We start from the raw sequence: 1953 nt of genomic DNA, 5'->3' as shown, positions 1-1953 counted from the left end.
GTTTGGTATCCTTGGTATATACCTTCTGAGAATACTCCACTTATTCTTGATGGTTCTATTGTTCCTAATGGATTTAATACACCTATTACAATTAATGCTATTAATGCTATTAATAATGCTGGTGTTAAATAAGAACCTATTATATCAACAACCTTAGATGGTTTTATTGTTAATGCTAATGTTAATCCAAAGAATATTATTGAAAATATTACTGAATTAAAGTTACTAAATAATGGCTGTACACCCATTTCAAAAGTAGTAGCCGCTGTTCTTGGTATAGCAAGAAGTGGCCCTAAGCATATCATGATAGCAACACCTAGTACTACTGAAAATTTTTCTCCTGCTCTAGAGAATACTCTCCCTACTTCACCATTACATCTTGCTACCGCAAGTATTGCTAATAATGATAGCCCTACGTCTGCTAATATAAATCCTGTAAACCCAGTTATCCAATCTTGTCCTGTTATAAGTCCTAAAAATGGTGGGAAAAGTAAATTACCTGCTCCAAAGAACATAGCAAATAAAGCAAATCCCATCACTATCATATCTTTAGTTGATTTATTCATGTTGTCCTCCTCATTTCCCTAAATTATTATTTGTATACCCATTATATATGAGGTTCAAACAAACAGTCAATAAAATTTTTAATTTTCTGTAAATTTCGACTTTATTTTGAAGAATCCTTCACAATTATTCCTAATAACCTTGTAAATATATAATATTTTAACTATTTAATATATATAAACCCTCTCGATAACTCTATATATATTTTTTTGCCAAGATATGCTTCTAATGCATCTTCATATTTTTCAAAATCTCTTTTGCCAATACCAATAGGACAAGATAACTTATACATATGTTCATCATTATTAACTATAGTTTCAATAACTTTTGGATATTCCTGATCTCTATTACATAACCCAGCCTTTTTGAAAAAAATATCTAGAGGAGCTTCCACAGGTTCTTTACGTTTTTGAAATAATTTATATATATTTTCTCCTACTCCCCACACACAATCAAATATAATTTGCAATAAGTTTCCATTATTACTCATACTTTTCCCCCATTCTAAAATATATAAGTATATACTAAATCTTATCTATATTTAAAATAATTTCTTATTAAATTATTGCTATTACAGGAAAATGATCTGAATAATTAACATTACCTACATTATATTCTTTAGGAACTAAATTTCCACTAAAAAAAATATAGTCAATCCTAGATTCATTGAAAGTAGGTATCTCCATCTTATTTAAATTAACAGCAATATCATAATATAAATTCATACTTATATTATTTTCATTAAAGTCTCCACAAATAATAGTATCTTCTGATAGCGAGTTTGAAAATTTTAAAATCTCAATTATCTGCTCTTTCCTCTCTAAATTATCTAACCCTAAGTGAGTATTAATTATATTTATTTCATCATTTTCAATTGTCTTTGTTCGTATATTAAGAAAACCTCTCTGCTCTTTTTTGCTAGGTAGTAAGATATGTCTATATTCTAATAATTCATATTTACAGAAAGTACATATACCAAACTTTAAATTTTTTCTATTTACATTCATAGCAAATGAGCCATTCATATTTAAAAATATTTTCATTATTTTATATTGATAATATAAAACTTCTTGTAAACATATTACATCTGCATCTAAAGACCTTAGATATTTTATTATTCTAAGCAAGGTTATTTTATTATTTTTATCCATACCTTTGTGAATATTATATGTTACTATTTTCAAAGATTATCACTCCTAAATAATTATTCTCTATAACTACTCTCTATTACAGATTAATATTCATTTATACTAAAAATTATCCTAATTTAATTTAAAATCTATTACATGAAATCTATAGTTTACCCAAAATCAAATAAAATATAATTCCTAGGATGATAAAAGTATTCTTATTCATGTAAAAAAATAATAAACTTCTAAGGGGTTCATC

General features: G+C 26.2%; 3 protein-coding genes. All 3 read right to left on the bottom strand.

Features of this window, described 5'->3' with window-relative positions; all coding sequences use genetic code 11:
- Positions 1 to 566: branched-chain amino acid transport system II carrier protein (locus J7G74_RS16115; protein WP_297137247.1), on the bottom strand; the 566-nt coding region annotated here is incomplete at its 3' end.
- Between the two features lie 161 nt (positions 567 to 727).
- Positions 728 to 1054, bottom strand: a complete 327-nt coding sequence (locus J7G74_RS16110; protein ID WP_297137244.1) for a hypothetical protein — start codon at positions 1052 to 1054, stop codon at positions 728 to 730.
- Positions 1055 to 1121: 67 nt separating this feature from the next.
- Entirely contained in the window at positions 1122 to 1748 is a 627-nt protein-coding gene (locus J7G74_RS16105) for an endonuclease/exonuclease/phosphatase family protein (protein WP_297137243.1), read from the bottom strand.
- Positions 1749 to 1953 lie beyond the last annotated feature (205 nt).

The sequence above is a fragment of the Terrisporobacter sp. genome, from assembly GCF_017888745.1.
Lineage (GTDB): Bacteria > Bacillota > Clostridia > Peptostreptococcales > Peptostreptococcaceae > Terrisporobacter.
This window is presented reverse-complemented; position numbering and strand designations above follow the sequence as displayed.